Genomic DNA, 22,652 nt, shown 5'->3' on the forward strand with positions numbered 1-22,652 from the left:
ACAGGTCACGACGAGAGACTGAAACACCAGCTTTCGGGGCAGAGCGGACGAGACGACCACCGAATCAGCAGGCGACACGACCGCCAGAAATCAGCCGGTTACACTGCCGCCAGAGTCCCAGACCACCCACCGGAAAATCAGAGATTTTCCGGGCCGACGAGCGACCGGTGCGAGGCGCGGAGCGCCTCGAAAAGCGAGCGGCGAAGCCGCGAGCCGAGGGAGCGAGGAGTGTCTTCGTGAGCGACGCGAGCGAATGGCTCGGAAGTCGCACGCCCGCGGAGCGTCAGCGAGCAGGAACGTCTTCCGGTGCTTTTGGTCGAGCTTTTACAGGGAATGCGAGACGGCAAAGCCGTCTCGTTCCGGCACGGGCTTCGCCCGTGAAGGAGACGGTCAGCGGTCGAGCGGTACCGCTGGACCGCCGACCCTCGACCGTCGTAAAAGGTGGTGGCCGAAAGGTCGTGGGGAATGATTTATGCCTCCGCCTCGCGCTAGCTTCTCAGCATGAACGAGGTTTCCGCGAGCGTCGGGCGCTACCTCAGCATGATACACCTCGTCAGCCAGAGCACTGGCCGCCCGGCGAAAACCGGCGAACTGGCGACCGCACTCGACGTAAGCGCCGCCAGCGTCACCGAGATGCTCGCCACCCTCCAGTCGCGCGACCTCGCGACGTACGAGAAGTACGAGGGTGCGACGCTCACCGACGAGGGCGAAGAGACCGCCCGCGAGGTGATGTGGAAACACTGCGTCGCGGAGAACTTCTTCGCAGACGACCTCGCTATCGACGACCCGGCGGAAGCGCGTGAGATGGGCAACGCGCTCTCTGACGAGGTGGCGGCGCGACTCCGCGAACTAATCGACCATCCGTGCGCCGGGCAGTGCAGTGCCCCGCAAAACGAGTACAGCGAGTGCCTCGACGACGTTCGCGGCGATACCTAGGCGAACCGGACGATTTTCTCGAAGTAGTCGAGCGGAAGTCGGTCGTCGCTCGTGATTCCCCGTGCTGGCAAGTGGTCCAGTCGGTCGGTGACGAACTGCCGAGCGACCAGCGATTTTCGGTCGCATCCCGCCTCGAGTTCGCGGTCCGCTTCCGCGAGCAACAGCGCACCGGTGTACACGTCGAAGACGTACTCCGAAAGTGCTTTCGCGTTGAGCTGGGCGTACGCCTCGTCTTCCGTCGCCAGCGTGACCAGCGCCTCCTCCAGGTCGCCGAGTTCCTCGCGCGTCGTCGCAACGAGGTCAGAGAGTTCGTCGTGGTCGACGGCATCGAGTCGCTCTCGAATCCGAGCCAGCGCTGGTTCGTGGGCGTTCTCGCGTGCCATCGCCCGAAGCACGTCGAGCGAGAGGACGTTCGACGTCCCCTCCCAGATGGGAAGCACCTGTGCGTCTCGCAGCAGGCGATGAGTCACGAACTCGTTCACGTACCCGTTTCCGCCCTGTACCTCCATCGCGTAGGATGCCACGTCGACCGCCATCCGCCCCGTTCGAGCCTTCGCGATGGGGACGAGAAGACGCATCAGCGCGAAGGCATCCTCGTCACCGCGGTGGTAGCGGTCGAACGCCAGTCCGGCGTCGAACGTGAACGCCGTCGCCGCTTCGTGGGCGACGGCCATCTCCACGAGGTCCCGGCGCATCAGCGGATACTGGTCGATAGGCTGGCCGAACGCCTCGCGGTTGGCGGCCCGAACCTTGCTCTCTAGCAACGCCCGTCCGATGAGACCGCAGGCGGCGAAGGCGTTCGCTATCCGTTCGAGGTTGAGCATCTCCGACATGTATCGGAAACCCGATTCGGCCTCGCCGACGAGGTACGCCTCGGTTCCCCGAAACTCGACTTCCGCCGTCGGGACGCTCACGGTGCCGAGTTTGTCTTTCAGCCGACGGACGTAGTAGTCGTTTTGCTCCCCGTCGCGTTTCGTTCCCGGGACGAGAAACAGCGAGAGACCGGCGGTTCCCGACGGCGCGTCGGGTCGCCGGGCGAGGGTGAGAATCGCACCGGAGTCGACGTTCGAGCAGAACCACTTCTCGCCCGTGAGTTCCCACACGTCGCCCGTCCGTTCGGCGACGGTTTCGGTCGCGCCGACGTCGCTGCCGCCCTGTCGCTCGGTGAGGAACATCGCACCCTGGAGCAGGTCGTCGTACTCGCGGGTGGTGAGTCGGTCGAAGAACTCGGACAGCGACCCGTCGTCGAAACGTTCCAGCACGAGCGCCACGCCCGCGGTCATGGCGACGGGACAGGTCAGTCCGACGTCAGTGTAGGCGAGCAAGTAGTCCATCGTCAGATGGTGGAGGATGGGTTCCGGTTCGTCGCTTCCGGGTGGCGACCGGAGCGAGTCGGCGACGATGCCAGCGCCGTACACCAACGCTTCGTTCTCTCTCTGTGCAGGATGGTACTCGACGTCGTTCACGAGCCTCCCGTGGCGGTCGTAGCGGTGGAGCGTCGGCCCGTGGCGGTCGATTACGTCGGCGTTGTCGGCCACGGTCGTTCCCACGAGGTCGCCGAACTCGGCGAATCGTTCCTCGGGTGGGTCACCGGGGTAGGCTCGGGCGACTTCGTATCGGAGCACGGGGTCGTACTCCCAGTAGTTCATCCCGCGCCCGCGGTCGAACTGGCCGTAGTCGTACGTCATTCGACGGTGAAATCGAGGGCGAACGAGTTAAACGATGTCCCGGTCACGACGACCGAGTTATACGAGGTCTCGATACACGCGACCGAACGTGATTCGTCGAAGCGTCGCAATCGCGGCGGGTTCTTCGTGCTGGTACGTGGCGGCGATGACCGTCGCTTCCACGGGGGAGGCGTGCCAGACGACGTGGTCGACGTTCTCGCTGCCCTCCTCGTGGACGTCGAAATCCGCCGGAATCGACTCCTCGAACTCCTCGCGCGTTCCGGTGTAAACTTGGAGCAACGACGCGAACAGTGCGTCGCGCGCGGTTTCGACCACGTCGCTGGTCACGCGCTCGTCGTACTCCGCGCGGTCGAAGCGCATGGCCTTGGCCGTCTCTTTGACGACCGTCTGGGCCGCCGGCCCGACGGTCTCGTACTGTTCTCGCACGTCGCTTTCGTCCTCGGGGGCGAGAAGCCCGTGTGTCTGCATGCGTGACCGTTCTCGGGGTGGGGACTATTCGTTTTCGTCCTCGGCGTTCGCTTCGTCCGAGTTCGACTCGTCCGCCTCCGGTTCGTCGTCCACCATCTCCCGTGTCATGCGCTGTGCCTCCTCCAGAATGGCGCGGGCGTCTGCGTCAATCTCGCCGCTCCCCATTCCGCCACTCACGCCCGTATCTCGTCCGTAGCCGCCGGTCTGCTGGAGTTCGTCTTCCAGTCGATGGCCCTGGTCGTGGCCGTGGTCGTGAACCGTGTCCTCGAACACCTGCGGATATTCCGCTTCAGGGACGGATTCGGTGATTCTGGAGGCAAGTTCGTCCGGGCTCTCCTCGTCCCATCCCGGTGCGTGCTCGTCCAACCACGCTTCGTGCTCGTCGTCGCCGAGGATGGCGGTGAACGCGAAATGGTTGGCGAGGTGCTTCCCGTCGGACTGTGGCGTCTCGCAGACAGGACACGCATATCCCATACCGCAGGGTACGGAGCGCGGACGGAAAAACTATTCAGTCCAGTTCGGCCAGCATCACCAGCGCGTTCTCGCCGTCGCCGTAGTAGTCGGGTATCGTCCGGAGGTAGCCGAACCCGAACTGGTGATACAGCGAGATGGCCGGTTCGTTGCTCGCGCGCACTTCGAGTTTGACCGACCGAACGCAGCGTTCCCGAAGGCCCGAGAGCGCCCGCTCCAGCAGCATCCGGCCGATTCCCTCGCCGCGACGGGCGGGATGCACCGCGAGGTCCTTGACGTGTCCGAGCGGTCGGCCGTGGTTAGAGACCACGTCGGCCACGACGTAACCGACGATTTTTCCACCGTCGACCGCGACGAGGAAGGTGGGTTCGTCCACGAAGCGTTCGAACGCCGCAAACGGCCACGGCTGACTGAACGACGCATTTTCGATGCGGGAGATGGCGAGCAAATCCGCGCTCTCGGCGGGGCGAATGACCGGCGTCTCCGCCTCGCTGGCGGTGGTCGTCACGACCTAGCATTCGACGTAGGACACTAAAACTCTCGTGTCCGACCGTGCCGCCGACACGTAATGACGATGAGAGGTTCGGCATACCTCGTTCCGCTCGCTCGTCGAGTTGCGCTCCGGAAGTGTACGTCTGTCCGTGCTCTCTCCCGGTGGTCGCGGTGAATCGTTGCTCTCTGGCGGACGTGTCGCCTGCCACAGCGTGACGGCAAGCCGACCGGCTGGCAGAGGGCCAGCGCACCCTCCGGAAAATCGAAGATTTTCCGGGCCAAGCGACGACCATCGGGAGGAGCGCCGTGCTTTTGCTCCAGCTTTTACAGGGAGCCAGCAGGAGTGACGACCACCGTGGTCGTCACTCCTGCCTGCGACCGTCGTAAAAGGTGGAAGCGAAACGGTCGTTAGTCGTCAGCAGGTGCCGTGCTGTCGCCGGATTCGGCCTGCTTTTTCGTGTGGGACAATTTGCCACCGTCGGCGAGGATGCGGCGTTCGCGCTCGGAGGCGTTGAGCGTCGCCGTCGCTTCCCACTCGTCGTTCACACGGACCGTGAACTCGTCCTGCCCGGAGCGGACCGCTTCGGCCACGTCGTCGACGATTTCGACGTCGTCGCCCTGCTCTATCTTCTCGTAGGTCTCCTCGTCGATTTCGAGCGGGAGGAGACCGAAGTTGAACAGGTTCGCCTTGTGGATGCGGGCGAAGCTCTGTGCGAGGACGCCCTCGACACCGAGGTACATCGGGCACAGTGCGGCGTGCTCGCGCGAGCTACCCTGTCCGTAGTTCTCGCCAGCGACGAGGAACCCGCCGTCGGCGTCGAGTGCGCGCTGTGCGAACGTGTCGTCCACGCGCGAGAGGGTGAACTCGGAGAGTTTCGGGATGTTCGACCGGTACATCAGGATGTCCTGGGTCGCTGGGATGATGTGGTCGGTCGTGATGTTGTCCTGCATCTTGAGCAGGGCCGGGCCTTCGAGATCGGATTCGAGTTCGTCCTTCAGCGGGACGTCACCGATGTTCGGCCCCTTGATGAGTTCGTCGTCGACGGCCTCGTCGGGGGCGATGAGGTCGGGGTCGTCGACACTACTGCTGTACTTGTCGCCGAGTTCAAAGCCGGGGTCTTCGAGGTCGCCGAGTTCGTCCGCGAGGTCACGCGGGTCGACGATTTCGCCTTTGATGGCCGCCGCGGTGGCGACTTCCGGCGAGCAGAGGTAGACGTTGTCGTCCTCGATACCGGAACGACCCTCGAAGTTACGGTTGAAGGTTCGAAGCGAGACGGAGTCGGACGCTGGAACGTGCCCGATACCGATACAGGCACCACAGGTCGCCTCGGAGAAGTTGACGCCTGCCGCCATCAGTTCGGCGACCCAGCCCTCGCGAGCGAGCATCTCGGAGGCCTGTTTCGAACCGGGTGCGACGATCAGGTCCGTCTTCCGGTCGACCGTGCGGCCTTCGAGCATCTTCGCGGCGGGGAGGATGTCCTCGTAGCCACCGTTCGTACACGAACCGATGATGACCTGGTCGACCGACTGGCTGGCGACCTCGCGGACGGGGACGACGTTGTCCGGCATCGACGGCTGTGCGATGAGCGGTTCGATGTCGGAGAGGTCGATGACGATTTCGTCGTCGTACTCCGCGTCGTCGTCCGGCTGGAGGTCGACGTACTCGTCCTCGCGGCCGAGGCGGTCGAGCCACTCTTCGGTCTTCTCGTCCGTCGGGAAGATGGAGGTCGTCGCGCCGAGTTCCGTCCCCATGTTGGTGATGGTCGTGCGCTCGGGAACCGAGAGCGTCTCGACGCCGGGACCGGTGTACTCGAATATCTTGCCGACGCCGCCTTTCACGGAGAGGCGACGGAGCATCTCGAGGATGACGTCCTTCGCGGTCGCCCACTCGGGAAGTTCGCCTTCGAGACGGACGTTGACGATTTCGGGCATCTCGATGTAGTACGGGCCACCACCCATGGCGACCGCCACGTCGAGTCCACCGGAACCGATTGCGAGTTCGCCGAGGCCGCCGGGGGTCGGCGTGTGCGAGTCCGACCCGAGCATCGTCTTCCCGGGTGCCGCGAAGTTCTCCTTGTGGACGTTGTGACAGATACCGTTGCCGGGGCGCGAGTAGTGTGCGCCGAACGTGCCCGCCGCCGAGCGAAGGAATCGGTGGTCGTCCGTGTTCTTGAAGTCGAACTGGTACGTCTGGTGGTCACAGTACTGGGCGGCGATTTCGGTCTGAACTTCGTCCAGTTCGAGCGCCTCGAACTGGAGCCACACGAGCGTCCCCGTCGTGTCCTGCGTGAGAACCTGGTCGATCTCGATTCCGATCTCTTCGCCGGTTTCGAGTTCGCCTTCGACGAGGTGGTCGTCGAGAATCTTTTCCGTAAGTGTCTGTCCCATATCGGTCGATAATCGACTCTCCGGAGGTATAAATCCCGCGTGTTTCCGTTTCCATCGTTCGTGGTAAATACGGCTCTCGGGTGGCAATTTTCGCGATGCGAGCGTCGCCCATCGGTCGAGCAATCCACCGGTCGGACGGTCCGGCAGTCGAAAGGGACTGACCCCTTCGAGTACGTCGAGCCAGAAGGATAACGGCTTTGGCCCCCCGCCCGGTTCGTTCGAGTATGTTCCAGAGCGGAACGTTCGTCGCAGAGCACATCACCGACACCAGAGACGAGCAGATACAGCCAAACGGCATCGACCTGACGCTCGAAACCGTCTACGAACAGCGCGATTCCGGACGTATCGGGCGCAACGGGAAGGAGATAGGGGACAGACAGCAGGTCGAACCCGAACAGGTGACAGAGAAGTCGCCCGAGACCTACTACCTCCCGGAGGGTGGATACATCGTCCAGTACGCCGAAACCGTTCGGATTCCGGAGGGCCACGTCGGATTCGTCTTCCCTCGGTCGTCGCTCATGCGAAACTCCTGTATGCTCAATACGGCGGTCTGGGACGCGGGATACGAGGGCAAGGGCGAGGGACTGTTGCAGGTCCACCACGACATCGAACTCGAACGCGGCGCACGCATCGCACAACTCGTTCTCAGCGAGGCGGACCACGACGCGACGTACAACGGTGACTACCAGGGCGAGAATATCGAGTCGCCGGTCGTCGAATAATCGAACGAACCGGGGAGAACATCATCATCGTTCTAGACATTACATGGACAGATACTTTTCAAAAATCGGCGGAAATTATTTAGTTCATCAATTTCAGTGGTAAAAACGGAATGGTTGAGAACCAGCCACATGGACGACGAAGATTTCTGAAGGCGACTGGTGCGGCGGCCGTTGCGACGACGCTCCCACTCAGCGGAACTGCAACTGCCGGAGACGGGATTCTCGACAGCGCGTTCGACTTGACGACGAGTGCATTACAGCAAGCCCTCGTCGTCTTCGAGACGAACGACGACGTCGACCAGCTCGGGTCGCTCGACCTCGAAAACGGCTATCACAAATTCGAGGTACTTCCAATCGGCTACACGGAACTCTCGGTCAGCCAACTGGAGACGCTCACCGACTGGGATTCGGTTCGGTACGTCCAGAAGAACGTCGAACTCGACTACTACAACGACGACACGCGCGACGTGACGCGCGTGTCGGAGGTACAATCGAGCGGGTACACCGGAGAGGGCGTCCACACCGCGGTCATCGACTCGGGCGTGGACGGCGACCACCCCGACCTCGACTCCAGTCTCGTCGCGAACTGGCGCTGGGCGGGCAATCCGCTCGGCGAACCCACCCTCTGGGTTCGTGCCGGTGACCTCGACACGGACGACAACGGGCACGGTACCCACTGTTCGGGGACCGTCGCGGGCGACGGTACCCAGAGCGACGGTCAGTTCCGGGGGATGGCACCGGACGCCGACCTCACCGTCTACTCGGCGGGATTAGCTCTGCTCATCGTCAAACCGGTCGCCGCGTTCGACCACCTGCTCGCGCGCCAGCAAGCGGGCGAGACGGACATCAGTATCGTCTCGAACTCCTATGGCTCCTCGAACGGCGAGGCGTTCAACCCGGACGACGCGCTCAACGTCGCCACGTGGGAAGCGTGGACACGGGGGCTCCTGCCCGTGTTCGCGGCGGGCAACTCCGGGCCGGACACGAACACGCTCAATCAGTACGCCAAGGCACCGAACGTCCTCGGCGTCGCCGCGACGACAGACGAGAAGTCGGTCACCGACTTCTCGTCACGCGGGCGCAAACAGAGCGCCGACCCGAGCAACTGGGACCGCAAGACGGCGCTCGACAACTTGGAGCAGTATCGCAACGGTGGGTCACCGTCCGGGCCACTCGGCGTCTACCGACCAGGCGTCGGTGCGCCCGGCAACGCCATCGTCAGCACGATGGAACCGACGGACGCACTCAATCTGTCCAGCGGCGACACCCGCCTGTGGTACGCGACCATCAGCGGGACGAGCATGGCCTGCCCGGCCGTCGCCGGCATCGCCACCCTCGTCGTCGACGCCTACCGGCAGAACAACGGCGGGTCGCCGACGCCCGCCGAACTGCTGAACACCGTCTCGGCGGAGGCCGAAGACGCGCTCAGTGGCTACACGCCGTGGAACGTCGGGTCGGGCTTCGTGGACGCCGCAGACGCCGTCACCCGCGCGGAGAACGGGAACGTGGGAACGTACAGCGACGTCACGCTCGTAAACTACTGAGACAGATTCCACTTCTCCGGAATCGATACCTCTATTCTAATCGGGTATCTACGGAGTGTCGAAGAGTCGTGACAGCTACGGATGTACTCGAACAGTGTGATAGCTGTGGAGAGCAGATGTTGGACGTATATCTGGAAGATGGTCTTTGCACCGCCTGTCGAGGAAAATGACACGAGACGAGACGCGTCGTTACTCCCGTTCCTCTCCAAGTAGTCGCCGAAGGTTCGAGCGGACACGATAGAGCGCAGTCCCCGTCGCAGCGATTCCGAGCGTGCCGATTCCTGCCGTACTGGCGGCGAGAACGGAGTTCTCCTCGGTCGTGCCTGGGAGCGGATGCCACGTCTCGCCGTCGGTGCTGTACTCGACGGGGCCGAAGGTGTACGACCCGGTCTCGTCCACCCCGTTCGGAGCTTCCGCGAAGTAGGTGCGGTCGTCGCCGTCGACCGTGCCGACGAACTCAACGTAGCGGTCGCCTCCCTGCACGTACGTGGTGTGGGCGTCGCCGCCGACCACGCTCCACTCGCTCGGAACTCGGTCACGGACGTGGACCGACTCGTCCGCCGCGATGGTCAGGTCGACCTGGTTTGTCTGGCCGCCGGTGAACGCCGACCCGTCGTCGGCCCGTTCGACCGTGACGTGGACGCCGGGACCCGAGTCGTTGCCGAACGGCACGTAGTCGTGGTGGATGGCGTACACCCCGGTGTTGACGTCCGCGACGTAGGTGACGCCGTCCTGCTCGACGGCACACCAGGTGAACGGTGTCGCTTCGTTCAGCCCTTGCATCTTCGATTCTTCGGGCACGTCCTCGTGTGGGAGGTAAAAGCCCTCCTCGCGGAGCACCCAGTCGTCGGTGTCGATGTCGAGGAATCGAACCCCGCCGTGGTAGTGGCCGAGGTGAACCCACCCGCATTCGGTCACGTCGAAGTTGTGCGGACTGAGCGTGAAGTTCTGGAAGGTCGTACTCGATTTCCACTCCCACACGTCGAGTTCGGTGGGACTCTCGCCGTCTTCGATGCCGTCAGCGTCGAGCAGGTAGAGTTTGCCGCTCGATCCGTCCTCGACGCTCGGAACCTCCTGTCCGACGACGACCACGCGCTTCCCATCGAGAAGCGTTGGGGCGGGTTCCGCGAAATGTGCCGAGTTCATCTCGAACACCGCGAGTTCGGTGATTGCGGTCGGGTCCGAGAGGTCGAGGATGCGCAGGCCCTTGTCCCAGTAGGAGAGGTAGCCCGTCGGCGTCCCAGTTTTGGGGTCGTTCTGTATCGTGATGTCGTGGATGTAATCCAGTCCGCCGGTCGCGCCGCTCGCGGTCCACCGGTCGACGAGCACGAACTGGCCCGTCGTGCGGTCGAACTGGAGCACGTACAGCCCCGCCGTCCCGTCGTTCATGTCTTTGCAGGCGAAGACGTACTCCTCGCCGTCGATGCGGTGGTAACAGGCGTTGTGCGACCCGGTCGTCCAGGCGTTGTACGAGCCGACGACCGTCGGGTTGCCGGGGTCTTCGACGTCCACCGCGACGACCGACCCGGCGGAGGGGTCGGTCGAGTCGCCGTCGGTGCCCGGCGTCGGGTCGGTCTCGTTGAACAGCGCGGTGTAGGGCTGTTTCGACATGAAGACGTACTTTCCGTCGTCGCTCAGGCGAGCGTCCATCACGGCGGAGGCGGGGTCGTCGTTCCGGACGAACGAGAGCACCGAGAGTTCGGCGTCTCGGGCCTCTTCCAGCGTCTCGGCGTCGTTGAACTCGTGGATGTCGAGAATCGCCATTCCGCGGTCGTTCGTCGGGTCGTCCGACGAGAAGACGCCGACGTAGGCGTAATCGCCGTGGACGTGGAGTTCGGTTATCGCGCCGTAATGTGGTTCCTCGGGGCGACCGCTGTTGCTCGACGCGCCGACGCCGCCGAGGCTGTGGTAGTCGAGCAGTTCCGCCCGGTCTGCCTGCTGGTGAGCCGATTCGTCCGTGTGGTCGTGACCGCCGGTCGACTGCGTTCCGGAGTCGCTGCCGTAGTTGTGGGCGCTTGCTGTACCGGTTGCGAGGCCGAGCGCGCTCCCGGTCGCGGCCGAGAGCGCGAGGAATCGGCGACGGTCGAGTCGGTCGGTCGTGTTCGACGTGTCGTCTGACATGGTGTGTGGGGTCGAAATTGGTTCGTGTTGGTTGCTGGTTCGCGTCGGCGGCGGATTCGTCGTGGTTTCTGGTTCGCGTCGTCTGCTGGTCGTCCGCCGATGCGTGCTATCTTCGGGTCGTGCTGTCCGTTATCTCGATTCGACGTCTCAGAGGCTCGTGTCCGCGCCGAGCACGTTGTTCCTGTCCGTCGTGTTCGGAATCGCTATCCAGTTTTTCCCGCCGTCGAGGCTGTACTCGACCGGGCCGAACTCGTAGGTGTTCGTCTCGGTCAGCGACGCGGGCGCTTCCGCGAAGTAGGTGCGAGTGCCGTCCTCGACCGACGACGAGAACTCGACGAACCGCGTGTCGTCCTCGACGTGGGTTGAGTGGGCGTCACCGCCGACGACCGACCACTCGCTCGGAATCCGGTCGCGGACGCGAACCTCGGTGTTGGCGCTCACCGTGACGTCAATCTGGTCGGTCTGCCCGCCCGTGAACAGGTCGCCGTCGTCGCTTCGCTCTGCTGTGACGCTCGGGTCGACGCTGAACTCGCCCCCGAACGTGGCGACCGTCTCGCCGTCCACCCGCCGCGTCTGAGTGAAACCGAGCGCGTTGGTCAACAGGGTGTGGCCCAGGAACGCAACGGAGTAGTCGAGCAGGCCGAACGGGTGGAGGTTGGCCTGCGAGGCTGGCGGGAGGAGACTCCCGACGACGTGGATTCCGGTGCCGTCGTTCAGTCCGCTCGTGATGGACCCGGCCGCGACCTTCCCGTCGGTCTCGCCCGCGACGGTGCCGCCCGCCGCGTCGAAGGCGTCGGCGTCGAGGAGCGTCATCGGGGCCTGGTTCGCCGTCGAGTAACCCAGGCCGGTAATCTTCCAGAGTTCCTTCTGGATGGGTCGCGTGTCGTCGAGCAGCGCGTGGCCGGGGTACTTCTCCGCGAGGTGGGCGATGTAGAACGACTCCTCGGTCACGTGTCCGGCGTCGATGTCGGAGGCGAACTGGTTGTCCATCGGCGCGAGCAGGCGGATTCCCGTATCCGTGAGCACGAGGTTTCCGCCGTCGTCCACGAACGAATCGAGCGCGTCGACGTACTTGCCGTCGGTGACGGCGTCGTCGTGGATGACCACCAGGTTGTCGTACTCCCGGTGTGCGCCCGCCTTCACGTCGGCGACGGTCAGCGCGTCCACCGGACCGTCGGCGTACGCGGCGTAGTCCTCGAAGAAGGCAAACGGCGACACCTCGTAGGAGCGTTGCTCGTAGCCCAGCGCCTCCTTCGGGTCGGGGTTCTGGTCGGTGCTGGCGAGCGTGCCGAACCGAACTGAAACCTCACCTTTCTCGGCGTCCATCAGGTTCTCGACTTCGACCGTCCACCGACCAGCGTCGGGGTCGTCGACCGTCCACTCCTCCATGCCGACGAAGCCGTCGGCTGCCTCTTTCGTCGGATCGAATCGGCGATGAACCGTCCCGTTCGGTCGCAGGAGTTTCGCGGCGTGGACGGTGTTCGGTTGGGTGTGGACGCCGACCGAAAGGCTGTCGACGTCCTCGCGCACGTCGGCGTAGAACTCCGTCACGCTGTCCGGCCCGAACGTTTTCGATTCCTCCGTCGAATCCGTCTCCGTCGATTTCTCGCCGTAGGTGTAGTAGCTGGCTGAAATCTCGTAGTCTGCGGCGACGTTGGCATAGGTCTTGGCGACGAAGGCATACTCCTTCCCGGCTTCGACGTTCGCGGCCAGTTCTTCGGGGTTGCTCGCCGTCGCGGACGTGGCGATGGCGTTACCGTCCGCATCTTCCAGGAAGAACTCCAGGTCTTCGCCCGGCGGCGTCCACGAGAGCGAAGCTTCGACCTTGTCGGCGTCGCTGACGGCGGTGAAGGTGTGTCGCTTGCGCGCCGGGGCCGCCGACGCGCCCGGCCCGATGGTACCCGAGAAGCGCTCGCCAGCGTCCATCTCGACGAAACCGGTGTCCGGGTTCTGGACGAACGAGAGGTCGTCAGAAGAACGCGTCAGCGAATCTGTCGTGACGTAGGCGGTGGACTTCCCGCCGGTGTCGATGGTGGCCGAGGTGTTCGCTAGAGCGTACTCGGCGATGGTTCGGATGGCGGTCACGTAGCCCGTAACCTGCATCTCGACCAGTTTCGGGTCGTAGACGTTCGCACCGACCATGTGCGAGTACGCCATCTCGAAGTCCATCGTCGTCATCCCGAGGCCGCCGAGTTCCTCGGGGTGGGCCATCCAGTCGCCCATCGCACCCGTGACGGTGTAGCCGATGGTGTCCCAGATTGCGCTGTAGTCGAACGCCTGTTCGGGCAGCGTCTCGAAACCCAGTGCGTCCGGGTTGAGACTCCCGGTGATGCGCTGCTGGGCGTCACCGAGCGTGTTCCACGCCGTCAGTTCCTCCTCGACCTGCCCGTCGATGACCCGATTCATCTCGTACAGTTCGTGGAGTTGGCCGTGGTCGAACTGGTCTTGGCTGATGAGACCGAGGATGAAATCGTCCGACCAGAGCATCCCGTGGAAGTCCGCGCCGTAGTTCAGGTTCTGATACTCCCGGAAGTGTTCGACCAGCGCCAGCGCGTCCGGGACGTGGGTCGCACTGCGCTCGGGCACGTCGCTGTCCACGTCCGAACCGTCGTATGCGAGGTTCGCCCCCTGTGGCTCACCCGGATAGTGTGCGGGGTCGATCCACCCGACGGTCGGATACTGGCGGTTCGTGTCGAACACCTCGGCGTTGCCGCGCTCGTAGAACGGGATGACGGGGGCACCGCTCTCCGGACCGAGCAGTTGCCAGCCGCTCTCGTACTGAGGGTGTTTTGCGACCCAGCCATCCGGGTTCGGGTAGACGAATATCAGCACCACGTCGTCCAGCAGCGATTCGACGTCCCGTTCCTCGCCGCCCAGCAGATCCTCGATGAACCGAGACCCAGCCTCCGCGCCAGCGCGTTCTAGCCCGTGAAGCGAGAGGCTGAACATTACCTTCTCCTTCTCGCGGAAGGCAGTGTCGTCGGTTACGTCGTTGGTCACTTCCGCGACCCACACGTCCTTCGGGTCGTCCTCGCCCGAGACGTAGTTGTAGTGGCCCGGACTCTCGCCGATGGAGTAGAATCGTAGTCTGTCAGGGTTGTTCGATTCCAGGTGTTTCAGCCCGTCGACCATCTGCTCGTAGTCGATGTACCCCGTCGATTCCATCGGATCGGGGAACACGCCCAGCGGGTACTGCCCGAGTCGCCAGAACGGATTCGAACCGGGCGAGTGGCTGAGCCGTTCGGCGGCCGTGATGTCGAGCACGTCGCCCACCTCACCGGTCGTCAGGTGGGCGTGAGCCGCCGATTTCGGCGTCGTCGTCTTTCGGTAGTCGATGCCGAGCGCGTCGAGTTCCGCGAAGCCCGCCTCGCTCGTAAACTCGACGAGGGTCGCGACCGCGTAGTCGTCTGCCGTGTGGTTGACGACGTACTGGTAGCGTGCGGTCATCGACCCCGAGGTCAGTTTCGCCTCGGACGCACCGGGGAGCGCGAGTGCGCCCGCAGTCGCGGTTGCGAGCCGTGCGAAATCCCGTCTCGTGAGATCGGGAAGGACGTTATCGTCTAGCATGGTTCGTAATGATTTCGTCGTAATTTCAATCTAATTGCCGATTCGAATCAGAAACTCGTATCCTGGCCGACGACCGTGTTCGTCTCCGACTCGCTGAAGGCGACCCACTCGTCGTCGGTCTTCGCGGCGTTAGCCGTCGCAGGGCCGAACGAGTAATCGCCGGTCTCGCTCGTCTCGCTCGGTGCCTCCGCGAAGTAGGTGCGGGTCACCTCACCGTCGGTCGGCGCGACCGAGCCGAGATAGACGTGTTTCACGTCGCCCGTCGTCTCGACGCGCGTCACGTCGCCGTAGTCGCTCTCGACGGTCCACTCGGCGGGTATCGTATCGCGGACCGTTGCGGTGTGGGACACCGAACCGACGGTGATGTCGACCTGGTTCGTCTGGCCGCCCGTGAACGTCGACCCGTCGTCGGCACGCGACCCGCGCACCGAAAGCGTCGTCGGCGTGTCCGGGTCGACCAGCGTCGTGTCGTTGAACTTCCCGAACTCTCCCGACTCGGCGCGCTTTACGGCCGCAGCGGCATCCACGAAGCCCGCGCCGACGTTCCACGGCGTGTAGCTCTCGTGAATGTCACGAGCGGTCGCCTCGACGGTATTGAGAACCTCGATGGGCGAGGGCTCGTAGCCGTTCTTGCGGGCCGCGTCCAGCACGAGGACACAGACCCCTGCGGCGGCCGGGCAGGCCATCGACGTGCCACTCATCGGGCCGTAGTACGTCTCGGTGTCCGTGCCGTAGGCGTCCAGGGGGTCGGTCGGCCCGAGCGTGCTCATCACCATGTCGCCGGGTGTCCCGACCGCCGGACGGTAAAGACCGACCGGTCGCCGTTTCTCGGGTTCGTCGACCTTCTCGTGGGATTCGTAGTCGAGGGTGTAGTCGACGACGACCGACACCATTGGCTCCACCTCGACCCAGTAGGTCGTTCCGCCGTCGACGTCGGTCGTCAGCGTTCGGTGCTGGTGGACGGGTTCTTCGCCCATCTGTGCGACGACGGTTCCGTCTTCGCTCCCCTCGTGAACCGACACGCGCACCTGCTCGCCGTCCGGTGTGACGTCGAGGGTAAATTCCAGCGTGTCCGCGTTCGGCGGCGCGTCCCACTCGTAGAACTCGCTCTCGGTCGAAGCGTCGGTGCCGGTCGTCCCGTTGTCCGCGGCGGGACCGACCGTTCCCTTCCACGTGCCCACGTCCACGACGTACTGTCCGTCGGTCATCGCGGCGTGGAACTTCCCGAGATTCCGGAGTGCCTTCTTGCGGTCGTAGTTCGTCTCGCGGTTCTCGTCGGGAAGGCGACCGCGCGACGAGAAGTTCGTGACGTGCTCGTCGTCGCGGGTCGCGGCAACGCAGAGGACGTGTGGAGCCTTGGCGAACCGCGAGAGCGTGTCGGCGTCGGGGCCGTCGTTGCCCGCCGCGAACACCGGGACGATACCACGACAGAACGCCTCCCACGTCGCCACGTTCAGCGGGTCGTTCGGGTTGTAGCGCACGTCGCGGGCGACGCCGTAGGAGTTCGAGACGACCGCCGGGTCGAAGTCGTCGTCCGGGTCGGCGGCACGGGCGAGCACGTGGTCCCACGCACCGATGGCGTAGGGCAGGTAGACCGCCTGATTCACCGAGTAGACCGACAGCCGTGCGCCGGGGGCCATCCCCCGCCACTGCCCGTCGCTGGCCGAGCCGTCGCCAGCGACGATGCCAGCGCAGTGGGTGCCGTGTCCCAGGTCGTCGGTGTCGGCGTCGGGGCCGAGGTCGAGCCAGTCTGCGTCTCGCGTTCCGAGGGGGTCGTCGACCCACTGCCAGTTGGATTCGAGGCGACCCTCGAAGTCCGGGTGCGGGCCGCTGAACCCGGAGTCGATGACGACGGCGTCGACGCTCGACCCGTCGTAGCCGAGTTCCCGCTGCACCACGTCCACGCCCATCGCACCCCGTGAGTCGTCGTTGAAGTAGTCGAGTTCGACCGCCTTCCGAACCCGGCGAACGCCGTCCCATTCTGCGACCGTGCGAATCGCATCGGTCGACAGGGTGGTGTAGGTGATGGGGAGCACCGAGTACTCGTGTTTTCCGTCCGGGAGGTCGAGGTTGGTGAGCCGACCCATCGACTCCCGCGAGTCGAAGACGACGAGCACCTCGTGAGGGCCGGACGCCGAGAGGTCGAGTTCGTCGTCGACGGTGCTCGTGTCGGTGCCGGCCCTCGCAGAGCGGGCGAGCATCGACCCGGCCGCGACGGTGCCGACGCCCTTGAGGACGGTACGACGGTCGACTCTTGTAGTATCTCCGCTCATCTCACGCACCTCACGTGCTGGCCCCCAGAACGACCAGCGTCGCACTCGTTCCGCTCACGTCCACCCACGACCCGCCGGGGTTGACCTGCACCGGACCCATGGCGTACTCGCCCGAGTTGGTGAGCGAGTCGGGTGCCTCCGCGAAGTAGCCGTACTCGGTCTGCTGGTCGGCGGTGGCGTCGGTCGTGAAGTAGACGTACTGCACGTCGCCCGCATCCTCGACCCGGGCCACGTCGTCGGAGTGTTCGACCAGCACGTTCCACTCGGCGGGCACCACGTCACGAACCTGCGAGTCCTCGGAGGGGTCGACGGCGAGTTGTACGTGGTTCGTCTGCCCACCAGTGAAGACGGTGGCGTCGTTCTCGCGGGTTCCGTCCGCGAAGAAGCCCTCGGTGGTCGAGACGTCCACGTCGAAGTGCGCCTGCACGTCGTTTCCGTTGACCGCGCCGGGCACGTCGACGAGTTTGCCGACCACGTAGAGCACCTTCTCGCCGGCGTCTCGACCGAGCGAGACCGTAAGAGAGGCGTCGCCGGTCAGCCCCTGGGCTCGTCCGAGGACGTTCGGTTCGCCGTTCTGTGCCGGGTTCGCGGCGTCGTAGACGAACAGGTCGACGTGCGGGTCACCCTTCGCCATGCCCTTGTTCCCACCCGAGAGGTGGCTGAACGACACGCTCACGTCGACGGTCCCCGGCCCGGCCTCGACGTAGCCCGCGAAGGCGCGTTCGTCCTCGGGGACGTTCAGGCCGAGCGTGGCATCCGAAATCCCCGTCGCGTCGCAGGTCACGGCGTCGATGGCCGCGCCGACGTTCGCCCGGCCGTAACCCTCGTAGGGGTCGCGGGCACCGAAGTCGTAGGTCGGTCCCTCGGTTCGGTGGTACGGTGCGGCGGTGAACGCGGTCTCGGACGCGGTCGCGAGGACGGCCTGCTTGAGCAGGAGCACGTCCTCCATCCCGGCGGCATCGGGCGACGAGAGCCGAATCTGGCTCGGCGTGGCGTCGCTCTCCATCGCCTCCGCGACCAGTCCCGAGATGCCCGAGACGTAGGGTGCGGCCATGCTGGTGCCCGCCTTGCCCGTGTAATCTCGAATCGGGGGTTGCTCGCTCTCGGGGTCGGCGGCGATGCCTTTCTTCGCCGCCCGTGCGAGGTCGGTGATGGTACCGCCCGGCGCGGTCACGTCGGGCTTGCGGTAGACCGTATTGGAGTCCTCGTCGTACGCCCCGATGCCGCCGCTGGAGTAGGCCGCGATGCCGTCGAGTGGGCCGGTCGCGACGACCGAAATCGTCTCGTCCGCGACGTTCGGCGCACCGTTCCCGTTGGCTGGCGTCGCGGCGTTCCCGGCCGCGGCTGAGACGAGGATTCCCGCCGACGCGATGTCCTCGATGAGCGACGGGTCTTCGGCCAGCAGGCCACCCGCCGCGCCGAGGGGTGCGCCGCCGACGTAGCCCCACGACATGTTGACGACGCGCATGTTGAACTGGTCGGCGAACGCCTCGGCGTGCTGTGCGAGGTCTGCGGTCGCGCCGCCGAGTCCCTGCAACCCGACGACGCTGGAGTTGGGCGCGATGCCAGCGTGGATGGAGCGGTCCCCGCTGGCGAGTCTGTCGCCCACGGACTCGTCTTCCGCGAAGAACGCGCCGACGCTCACGGTGTCGACCGTGGCGGTGGAGACGAGTTCTCCCTCGGCGGGGCGGACGTAGACGGTGTACGTCGCCGTGCCCGAATCGTGGACGGTGTGGGCCTCAGCGACGTTGTTGTCCCACTCGCTGGTGTCCGAGAGCACCTTCGAGGAGCCGAGTTCCCGGCCGTTCGGCCCTTCGATGACGATTTCGATCCCGTCGCCGTAGGCGCTTCCGAAGACGCCACGGTCGGAGCCTGTTTCGACTTCGTAGGAGAGCGTCTCGCCGAGCGTCAGGGTCGTCTGAGGGTCGTCTTCGGTGACGGTGTCGGGATCGACCGCGCTGGCGATTCCCGACCCGGCCATGATGGACGTGACGTGCGTGCCGTGGCCGTTCTCGTCGCGGGGTTTCGCGTAGCTTCCGTACCGACTGCCCGAGTCGTACCAGCCGACGACCTTCGGGGTGTCCGGTTCGACACCGCCGGATGGGAAGACGCTCCCGTCGTAGGGCGTGAGCGAGCCTTCGTACCGGAAGTAGTCGCCCGTAATCTCGTAGTCGGCGGCGACGTTCAGGTAGGTCTCGACGACGAAGGTGTACTCGCTGCCCGCGTCCACGTCGACGGTGAGCGTCTCCGGGTTCTCCGCCGTCGCGGAGGTCGCGACGCGCTCGCCGGCGGCGTCCTCGATGTAGAATTCGAGGTCTTCACCTTCACCCTGAATGTCGTCAGGCGACCACGCGCAGGCGGCCCGGATCTCGTCTGCGCCGTCCGGCACGACGAACGAGTGGCGTTTCGTCGTCGGAGCGACGAATGTCCCCGGCCCGATGGTGCCGGAGAAAGATTCCGACTGGTCGAGTTCGACGCGCTGTACCGCGTCCGGGCCGTCTTTCGTGACGACGAGTTCGCCGTCGCGGGCGACCACCCGAACGCCGTTCCACGGACCGACGTCGGGGTGGCGTGCGTCGATGCCGCTGTCGGTCAAACCGATGGTTCGGTCGGTACGGCCGCGGTAGCCGCGGTCCCACGCGTGGGTCGCCTCGCGGACTCGCCAGTTCGCGAAGCGGTCGCTGAACTGACCGCTCGCAGTGGCCTGTCCCGACAGCAGGCCTGCGCCGGCTACGGCACCGCTCACCGCGAGAAACGACCGCCGGGAGAGTTTGAACGTCGATTCGTCGTGGGGTTGCTCCGTTCCCATACACCATGGGAGTGTAACCCACTGAAAAGAGATTGTGACAAAACCGTCCAAACGTCCAACTGCGACGCCGAGTTGGGCTAACGGCAGATAATCCTAAATATCTGGAGCGCGGTACGATAACTGAGTACGAAGGAGATGGCCGTAAACATCGACCGGCCTGGAGTAGTGTTGCTCGTCGCCCTCCTCTGTTTGCCAAGCCTCGCGGTTGCGATTCCGGACGGCGAAACGGCCGGAACGCCGCTAAACGAGACCAACACGACTACGGTCGCGGTGACCACTACCAAAGTCGACGTGAGTGCTGCAGCCGAGACGACCATCGAGACTACCGACACCACGGACACCGATTCGACGGAATCGACCGTCGTCGGTTCCGAAACGGACGGCGACACGCCTACGACCGACAACACGACGGACTCGACCGGTTCTATCACCAACTCGACCGACACGGTCGGTGATACGACCGATACCGTCGATGGCGGGACCAACACGACGGACGAGACCATCGACGCCATCGAAGACACCGCAAACACGACCCAGACCGGGGACGACTCGCTCGACGGGACGGGCGATACGGTCGAGACGGACACGGGGACGACCGACGTGGTCGATTCGTCGACCGGTGACCTGACCGACGGCGTGGACGGGACGAACACCACGAGTGGTGACACCACCGGCGAGACGGCGGGCGACACTACCGACGCAGTAGGCGATACGGCGACCGCCACGGAATCGGGAGCAATCGGCGGTTCGGATACGACCAGTACGAACGTTGCCGCCGCGACGACCACAGTCACCAGCGCCGTCGATACCGTGACGGAAACCGCCGCCAGCGCGGGGGAAACGGGAACCGAAGATTCGGAGGCCGGGGACGGAAAGACGACCACCGAGACGGTTGCAGACGAGGGGACGACGGCGACCGGCGTCGGCGGGAGTGGTGGACGAGAACCCACCGAAGGGACGGGAGGCGACGCCAGAACGGTGACGACGGGAGCGTCCAGCGGCGTGGCGGCGTCCAGCGGCGAGCGGTCGGCGAACGGAGACGACGGCGGGGTGATTCCAGACGGACCGATTCCGATATCGGCGGACAGCGCAGGTTTCGCCGGGGCGATACTCGCTCTCGGACTCGCCAGCCACCTTCCGGACGTGACCGCGCTGACCGTCAACGCCGGGACGGGGAGGGGGACGAGCGCCGTCGTCCCGGCGGTTGCACAGTCGAACGGCCGATTCTGGCGCATCGTCACGCCGTTCCGGTACAGTCGGTACGACGACTCGGACCCGCTGGAACACGAGGTCCGGGGCGACCTCTACGAGAAAATCGAACGGGCGCCGGGTCTGTACCTCTCGGAACTGGACGACAGACTGGACGTGTCGCTGTCGACCATTCGCCACCACCTCCGCGTGCTGGAACGGGAGGGGATGGTGACCGGCGCAAAAGTGCGCGGCAAGCGACGATTCTACCCCGACGAAGAGGGCGTCGAACTCGCCGCAGCGCTGGCAGAAGAGCCGACCGCCGCGGTGCTCGATGCGGTTTCGCGTCGGGAACCCGCTTCGGTCGGCGAGTTGGCCGACGAACTGGAACGCGACCCGAGCACCGTCACCCACCACCTGAAGCGACTGGAAGCGGACGGACTGGTCGAGCGCGAACGCGACGGGCGCGCGGTCGTGAACCGCCTGTCGCCCGAAGCCAAGACCGCCTTCTCGGGAGGGTCCGTGGCCAGCGCGGACGACTGAGTTCGCGGCGAGTCAGTTTTTAGGCGTAAAACCGGGTCGGTTTCGAGGCGAAACCGTTTTTCGACCGTTCTTCGCACAGTGAGTCGTGTCCGAAAATCGAGGGCAGTTCTACGCCCTCTATCTCACGCGTTTCGCCACAGGTTTCGGCTTCATCACGCTAGCGACCCTCCTTCCGACGTATCTCAACGTCCTCGACCCGAAATCGGGGGTCGTCGTCGGGCTGTTCATCTCCGGACTCACCGCGGCGCAGTCGGTGGTGGTCGTGCCGATGGCGTGGGCGGGCGACCGCTACGACAAGCGAACCGTCCTGCTCGGGAGTCTCGCACTCTCCATCCTGGCCTACGCCGCGTTCTCCCTCGTCGAGAGCAGTTGGGGCTTCATCGCGGCCCGCGCACTCCAGGGCGTGGCTATCACCGGCACGGGTCTCGTCACGCTCGCACTCGTCGGCGAACTCTCGCCGACCGGGACGCGAGCGAACCACATCGGAAAAGCAAACGCGGCCCGGTTCGCGGCGTCCATCCTCGGGTCGCTCTCCGCCGCCGCACTGTACGAACTGTTCGGGTTCGGCGTCGTCTTCGGCGTCATCGTCGCCCTCCTCGTTCCAGCACTGCTCGGCGTCATCGTGTTCGTAGAGCGCGACGCGCATCGAGGGGTTTCCTTTTTCGAAACTGGCGTTCAACCGCAAACTCCTGACGCTCACCAGTTTTCGGGCGCAGTACTCGGTCGCAGTGACGATGGTCAGGAGTTGGGTGCTCGTGTTCGCCGGCGTGGAGGCGGCGAAGGGGGGACTGGCCTACGCGACCCTCGCCGTCAGCACCATCCTCGTCGCCGAGAAGTTCACCAACATGCTCTTTCAGCCCCACACAGGACGGCTCTCGGACCGCTACGGGCGAGCGCTGTTCGTCTTCGCTGGCGGCGGGATGTACGGACTCGTCGCGCTCCTGATTCCGTCCGCGCCCGCGATGGGGCGGGTGCTCGCGCTCCCGGCGGCGTTCCCGGTGCTCGGCGACCTCTCTCCCGCGTTCCTCCCGCTGGTCGGTCTGAACGCCCTGCTGGGGGTCGCCGATAGCTTCCGCGAACCGGCGAGTATGGCGCTGTTCGCGGACGAGGGCGCGGACGGCGCAGGCGTGGCCAGTAGCTTCGGGGTGAGAGAACTCGTCTGGCGGCCCGGCAGCATCCTCGCGCCGATTCTCGCCGGGGTGCTTATGACCGGCCCCGGCATCGAGTGGGTCTTCTACGTCGGCGGACTGGCGTCCATCTCGGGCGTGCTGACCTTCTTCGGCGTGCTGTCGTACTCGCACGGGGCGAAGGCGTTGACCCGGTGGTGACGACGGAGGTTCTACGCGGTCGTTCTCGCCAGCGAAACTGACGCCAGTGCCGTCCCGGCTCTGCCCGTCGCCCGCAGAAACGCCCGGCGACCAGTGTGTAGTTTGTTGTCATGT

Annotated in this window: 13 protein-coding genes and 1 pseudogene; 5 read left to right on the top strand and 9 right to left on the bottom strand. The window is 65.0% G+C overall.

Annotated features, from left to right (window positions below):
* Positions 1–501 precede the first annotated feature (501 nt).
* Positions 502–936 (top strand): metal-dependent transcriptional regulator, encoded by a 435-nt coding sequence (locus ACR3FF_RS05920; RefSeq protein WP_458186906.1) that lies wholly within the window; start codon positions 502–504, stop codon positions 934–936.
* Here the strand turns inward: ACR3FF_RS05920 and ACR3FF_RS05925 are convergent.
* The 5 genes from ACR3FF_RS05925 to ACR3FF_RS05945 form a co-directional block, all read right to left on the bottom strand.
* Positions 933–2,624, bottom strand: coding sequence for an acyl-CoA dehydrogenase family protein (locus ACR3FF_RS05925; RefSeq protein WP_458186908.1), 1,692 nt, complete (start codon positions 2,622–2,624; stop codon positions 933–935). The two genes, ACR3FF_RS05920 and ACR3FF_RS05925, sit on opposite strands and share 4 nt — an antisense overlap.
* Positions 2,625–2,681: 57 nt before the next feature.
* Entirely contained in the window at positions 2,682–3,092 is a 411-nt protein-coding gene (locus tag ACR3FF_RS05930) for a DUF5809 family protein (protein WP_458186910.1), read from the bottom strand.
* A gap of 24 nt (positions 3,093–3,116) precedes the next feature.
* Entirely contained in the window at positions 3,117–3,566 is a 450-nt protein-coding gene (locus ACR3FF_RS05935; protein ID WP_458186912.1) for a DUF5810 domain-containing protein, read from the bottom strand.
* Positions 3,567–3,600: 34 nt separating this feature from the next.
* Positions 3,601–4,071, bottom strand: coding sequence for a ribosomal protein S18-alanine N-acetyltransferase (gene rimI, locus ACR3FF_RS05940; protein WP_458186913.1), 471 nt, complete (start codon positions 4,069–4,071; stop codon positions 3,601–3,603).
* Between the two features lie 392 nt (positions 4,072–4,463).
* Positions 4,464–6,443: an aconitate hydratase gene (locus tag ACR3FF_RS05945; protein ID WP_458186914.1), complete on the bottom strand. Its 1,980-nt coding sequence runs from the start codon at positions 6,441–6,443 to the stop codon at positions 4,464–4,466.
* 224 nt (positions 6,444–6,667) lie between these two features.
* Here ACR3FF_RS05945 and ACR3FF_RS05950 point away from each other — a divergent pair, with 224 nt between their 5' ends.
* Together ACR3FF_RS05950 and ACR3FF_RS05955 are read left to right on the top strand one after the other, a co-directional pair.
* Positions 6,668–7,165, top strand: coding sequence for a deoxyuridine 5'-triphosphate nucleotidohydrolase (locus ACR3FF_RS05950; protein WP_458186916.1), 498 nt, complete (start codon positions 6,668–6,670; stop codon positions 7,163–7,165).
* Positions 7,166–7,275: 110 nt separating this feature from the next.
* Complete coding sequence (locus ACR3FF_RS05955; RefSeq protein WP_458186918.1) at positions 7,276–8,709, top strand: S8 family serine peptidase; 1,434 nt, start codon at positions 7,276–7,278, stop codon at positions 8,707–8,709.
* A 189-nt stretch (positions 8,710–8,898) separates the two neighbouring features.
* Here the strand turns inward: ACR3FF_RS05955 and ACR3FF_RS05960 are convergent, their stop codons facing one another.
* The 4 genes from ACR3FF_RS05960 to ACR3FF_RS05975 all read right to left on the bottom strand — a co-directional run bounded on the left by ACR3FF_RS05960 (position 8,899) and on the right by ACR3FF_RS05975 (position 19,479).
* Entirely contained in the window at positions 8,899–10,830 is a 1,932-nt protein-coding gene (locus ACR3FF_RS05960; protein ID WP_458186920.1) for an LVIVD repeat-containing protein, read from the bottom strand.
* 147 nt (positions 10,831–10,977) lie between these two features.
* Positions 10,978–14,397 (bottom strand): M14 family zinc carboxypeptidase, encoded by a 3,420-nt coding sequence (locus ACR3FF_RS05965; RefSeq protein ID WP_458186922.1) that lies wholly within the window; start codon positions 14,395–14,397, stop codon positions 10,978–10,980.
* 47 nt (positions 14,398–14,444) lie between these two features.
* Entirely contained in the window at positions 14,445–16,670 is a 2,226-nt protein-coding gene (locus ACR3FF_RS05970; RefSeq protein WP_458186924.1) for a S8 family serine peptidase, read from the bottom strand.
* Positions 16,671–16,680: 10 nt separating this feature from the next.
* Positions 16,681–19,479 carry a S8 family serine peptidase gene (locus ACR3FF_RS05975; protein WP_458186926.1) on the bottom strand — a complete coding sequence of 933 codons (2,799 nt, stop codon included), beginning with the start codon at positions 19,477–19,479 and terminating at the stop codon, positions 16,681–16,683.
* Positions 19,480–19,614: 135 nt separating this feature from the next.
* Here ACR3FF_RS05975 and ACR3FF_RS05980 point away from each other — a divergent pair, with 135 nt between their 5' ends.
* Positions 19,615–21,210 carry a winged helix-turn-helix transcriptional regulator gene (locus ACR3FF_RS05980; RefSeq protein ID WP_458186928.1) on the top strand — a complete coding sequence of 532 codons (1,596 nt, stop codon included), beginning with the start codon at positions 19,615–19,617 and terminating at the stop codon, positions 21,208–21,210.
* Positions 21,211–21,295: 85 nt separating this feature from the next.
* Positions 21,296–22,538 (top strand): annotated as a pseudogene (locus ACR3FF_RS05985) (MFS transporter).
* Positions 22,539–22,652: the final 114 nt, after the last annotated feature.

Source organism: Haladaptatus ordinarius (assembly GCF_054177595.1).

Excerpts from the sequence above, each read along its gene's own strand:
- ACR3FF_RS05920 (WP_458186906.1), top strand. The coding sequence starts at position 502 with ATGAACGAGGTTTCCGCGAGCGTCGGGCGCTACCTCAGCATGATACAC.
- ACR3FF_RS05925 (WP_458186908.1), bottom strand. The coding sequence starts at position 2,624 with ATGACGTACGACTACGGCCAGTTCGACCGCGGGCGCGGGATGAACTAC.
- ACR3FF_RS05930 (WP_458186910.1), bottom strand. The coding sequence starts at position 3,092 with ATGCAGACACACGGGCTTCTCGCCCCCGAGGACGAAAGCGACGTGCGA.
- ACR3FF_RS05935 (WP_458186912.1), bottom strand. The coding sequence starts at position 3,566 with ATGGGATATGCGTGTCCTGTCTGCGAGACGCCACAGTCCGACGGGAAG.
- ACR3FF_RS05945 (WP_458186914.1), bottom strand. The coding sequence starts at position 6,443 with ATGGGACAGACACTTACGGAAAAGATTCTCGACGACCACCTCGTCGAA.
- ACR3FF_RS05950 (WP_458186916.1), top strand. The coding sequence starts at position 6,668 with ATGTTCCAGAGCGGAACGTTCGTCGCAGAGCACATCACCGACACCAGA.
- ACR3FF_RS05955 (WP_458186918.1), top strand. The coding sequence starts at position 7,276 with ATGGTTGAGAACCAGCCACATGGACGACGAAGATTTCTGAAGGCGACT.
- ACR3FF_RS05960 (WP_458186920.1), bottom strand. The coding sequence starts at position 10,830 with ATGTCAGACGACACGTCGAACACGACCGACCGACTCGACCGTCGCCGA.
- ACR3FF_RS05965 (WP_458186922.1), bottom strand. The coding sequence starts at position 14,397 with ATGCTAGACGATAACGTCCTTCCCGATCTCACGAGACGGGATTTCGCA.
- ACR3FF_RS05970 (WP_458186924.1), bottom strand. The coding sequence starts at position 16,670 with ATGAGCGGAGATACTACAAGAGTCGACCGTCGTACCGTCCTCAAGGGC.
- ACR3FF_RS05975 (WP_458186926.1), bottom strand. The coding sequence starts at position 19,479 with ATGGGAACGGAGCAACCCCACGACGAATCGACGTTCAAACTCTCCCGG.
- ACR3FF_RS05980 (WP_458186928.1), top strand. The coding sequence starts at position 19,615 with ATGGCCGTAAACATCGACCGGCCTGGAGTAGTGTTGCTCGTCGCCCTC.